The 3,445-nt window shown below is 64.3% G+C and carries 6 protein-coding genes; all 6 read left to right on the top strand.

Annotated features, from left to right (window positions below; genetic code table 11):
- A partial coding sequence (locus RT513_RS20720; RefSeq protein WP_313534557.1) for a hypothetical protein occupies positions 1-236 on the top strand: 236 nt, incomplete at its 5' end.
- A complete protein-coding gene (locus tag RT513_RS20715) occupies positions 236-655 on the top strand; it encodes a hypothetical protein (RefSeq protein WP_290684761.1) in 420 nt (139 codons plus the stop codon). The genes RT513_RS20720 and RT513_RS20715, both read left to right, overlap by 1 nt.
- A 27-nt stretch (positions 656-682) precedes the next feature.
- A complete protein-coding gene (locus RT513_RS20710; RefSeq protein WP_290684763.1) occupies positions 683-1,096 on the top strand; it encodes a phage tail tube protein in 414 nt (137 codons plus the stop codon).
- Entirely contained in the window at positions 1,096-1,425 is a 330-nt protein-coding gene (locus RT513_RS20705; protein ID WP_290684765.1) for a GTA-gp10 family protein, read from the top strand. Before RT513_RS20710 ends, RT513_RS20705 begins: the two co-directional genes overlap by 1 nt.
- A gap of 32 nt (positions 1,426-1,457) precedes the next feature.
- On the top strand, positions 1,458-1,751 hold the full coding sequence (locus RT513_RS20700; protein ID WP_290684767.1) for a hypothetical protein: 294 nt from the start codon (positions 1,458-1,460) through the stop codon (positions 1,749-1,751).
- Position 1,752: 1 nt separating this feature from the next.
- A partial coding sequence (locus RT513_RS20695) for a hypothetical protein (RefSeq protein WP_313534554.1) occupies positions 1,753-3,445 on the top strand: 1,693 nt, incomplete at its 3' end.

The following is a 3,445-nucleotide window of genomic DNA, read 5'->3' as shown; positions in this document are numbered from 1 at the left end:
GGATGGTGCAGTCCATCTTCCGGGAAACGCCGGTCGAAGCTCAGAACAGCGAAGGCGTCGCGGTCCTGGTCACGTCGCCCAGCTGGCGGGTCGAACGGCACCTCGTTCCCGAGATCGCACGGGGCGATCGTATCGAGCCCAGAAATGGCAAGCGCTACCGGATCCAGAATGTCTGGCCATCGGGATCGCCGGCAGCCGATGCCGCAGTCCTCTGCGAACTGACGGAAGATATCTGATGGGCGCCTGGCGTTCCTCCTACCGCTCCACCGCGCGGGCGGCACTTGCCGCGGTGCCGCGCCTGGCGTCGGTTACCATCCTGCCGGCCTGGCGCGGCAAAGTCGACGAGGAGACGTTGCCCGTGCTCGGCGTCGTGACACCCGACGAGCGGATCACGCTCTCCGCGCGTGGTGCAACCGAACGCGGCACGCTCCTTCAGGTCGTGGTCAAACGCCTCGGCGGCGACGAGATCGAGGACGAGCTCGATCTGGATGCTGCCGTGATTGAGGAGGCCCTGTTCGCGGCTTTCCTGACCTCCAGCACCATCTGCAAGCCGGAAGGGATCAGCCTCATGGTCGAGGACCGCGCATCGCGTGCCCTCGGCACCCTGATCAGTACCTTTCGCATCACGTCGTTTCAGCCACTGAAACGCGGCTGACTTTAACCTTCATTGTGGAGATAGATAATGGCTGACGGCATGATCGGCTACGGCAGCGCCGTGCGCATCGGACGCGGCACGGGGCCGACTTGGACAGAGCTTGAACTGGTCGGCGACCTCGATCTGCCGGATGAGCAGGTGGACGAGGTCGAGGTCACGCACATGAAATCGCCTGATCGCCGCCGGCAGTTCATCTCCGGACTGATCGACGGTGGCGAGGTGGCGATTCCAACCAATCTGGTGCCGGGAAGTCCGACCGATACCCTCCTTCTGGCAATCAAGGCGTCCGGCGAACAGGTTCTCATCGAAATCACCCTCACGGAGGATGGCGCGCCGGAGACCTATTCCGGCTTTCTGAAGTCCTACGCCCGCTCCGCACCGATCGCGGACAAGATGACCGCGACGGCGACGTTCCGGCTCTCCGAACAGGTTGTGACCTGATGACGAACTCCTTTCTCGGGGAGGTGAAGGCAGTCGCGAATGGCTCGACCTTTACCCTTCGCCTCGACTTCAATGCCATGTGCGCGTTCGAGGATGCGTCCGGCGGCATCAGTTCCTTTGACATGCTGGCGCGCTATGAAATCGGGGCGATCCGCGCGACCGAAATGCGCCTGTTGATCTGGGCCGCTCTTCAGCATCACCATCCGGATGCCAAGCACGAAACAGCCGGCGATGTCCTCTCGGCTGACGGTGCGATCCTGCGTCGGCTTATTGCTGCGGCCGCGCCGGCCACACCGGAGGACGCGAAGGGCCGTCGAAAAAAGCAGTAGGCCCCGGAGCCGGGCGACCGGGCTGGACGGCGATGCTTGAGGCTTATGTCGCGGCAGGCTTCGATCCCGGGGCCTTCTGGGGCCTGACGATGCGGCTTTACCAGTCACACATGCTCGGGGCGCGTCGGCGCCTGCAGGGTGAGGCGGATGCGCGGCTGACGCAGGCCTGGCTGACGGCTGCGCTGGGGAAACAGCGCAAGCTGCCGAAGCTCAAGATGCTGCTGAAGCGCGACGAGCCGCAGGATCCAGAATTTGCGCTGCGCAGCCTTGCTGCGCGGCTTCCGAAAATCACGCTGGAGGACTGGCGAGCGCGCCAGCAGGGGTGACATGGCCACACCGACCAATGCCGCATTGCGCGCGCGCCTGGGATTGGACATCGGGCCTTTCCAGTCGGGTCTCGACAAGGCGAGCGGCGAGGCAAAGGGCTTCAGCGCTCGCCTGAGCCGCATGACCAGCGGCATGCGCTCCTCGATGATGTCGCTCGGAGCGGTGTTCGCGGGCGGTTTTCTGGGCGGTGCGGCGGTGGCCGCGGTGTCAGAGGCAACGAGCCGGGTCCGCGGGCTCGCCACCGAAGTCGCGGCGGTTGGCGATGAAGCCAAGCGCGCCGGGATGAGCGCCAAGGCGTTCCAGGAATGGAAATTCGTGGCCGAGCAGAACCGGATCGGGGTGGACGCGCTGACCGACGGATTCAAGGAGCTGTCGCTCCGGGCGGATGAGTTCGTCCTCACGGGACAAGGGTCCGCCGCAGAAGCCTTTCAGCGTCTCGGCTATGGTGCGGAGGAGCTGAAGAAGAAGTTGGCCGACCCTTCGGAGCTTATGCTGGAAATCATCGGGCGGCTGCAGAAAATGGACAAGGCTGCGCAGATCAGGATTTCCGACGAATTGTTCGGGGGGTCCGCCGGGGAGCGCTTTGTCGAGCTGCTGGATCAGGGAGAGGCTGGTATCCGCCGCACTATAGACCGGGCCAACGAACTTGGCATCGTGATGGATGACGAACTGATCGCCAAGGCCGCGGAGGTGGATCGTCAGTTCAACATGATCGCCAATACTGTCGGCACCGCCTTGAAATCGGCGATCGTCTCGGCTGCGGCATCTCTCTCCGACTTCCTGGATGGCTTCCGGTCCTTTCAGAACCAGCGCGACAGTACATTGCAGGACCGCCAGTCGGAGATCATGCGCGAGAAAGTCGCCCAGTCCGAGCTGCTGAAAGGGGCACCGGGCGGTCGGAATGGTGCTCGGACCCGGGCTGTAGTCGCTCAGAGGCTCCGCGAGCTGGACGAAGAAGAAAACGAGATCATCGGCATCCTGTCGAGCCGGCAGGACTCCACGTGGAAGCCGCAGAACGACACCTGGGTGCCGCCCGTCTTCATCCCGACCGGCGGCAAGGGCAATGGGAAGGGCAAGGGCAAAACCGGCGGGGGTGCCGCTGCCAAGGCCAAGCCGAATGAATACGCCGCTGCCGTCGCATCGATCCGCGAAGAAACGCGCGCGCTCGAAACACAATCGGAAGCCTTTCAGAGGGCAGAGGCTTCGGGGCGGACCTACGCGGATGCGGTCGAATACGCCCGAAGACGCGCGGAGTTGATGACGGCGGTGCAGAAGGCGGGGCTCAAGGTAACGCCCGAGCTGGAAGCGCAGATCGAAACATTGGCCTCTGCCTATTCCGTGGCGGCTCAGGGCGCCGAGGACGCGGCGGATCGCATGCAGGAGCTGCAGGACAATGGTGAGCGCGGCAGCAACGCCATCGCCAATCTCTTCCTGGCCGCGACCGAAGGCTCGGACATGGCGCGCCAGGCGCTCGCGCAGCTGCTGGCCCAGATCGCGCAGGCTCAGGCGCTCAAGGGGTTTGCCGCCCTTGCCGGGGCAGGCGGAATGACCGGTGGTGTTTTCGGGTTTCTGGGCAGCCTGATCGGATCGAACGCAAATGGCACCGACAATTGGCGGGGCGGCTGGACATGGGTCAACGAACGGGGGGGTGAACTCATGAACCTGCCGAACGGCACGCAGATCATCCCGCACG

Source organism: Haematobacter sp. (genome assembly GCF_032102465.1).
GTDB lineage: Bacteria > Pseudomonadota > Alphaproteobacteria > Rhodobacterales > Rhodobacteraceae > Haematobacter.
This window is presented reverse-complemented; position numbering and strand designations above follow the sequence as displayed.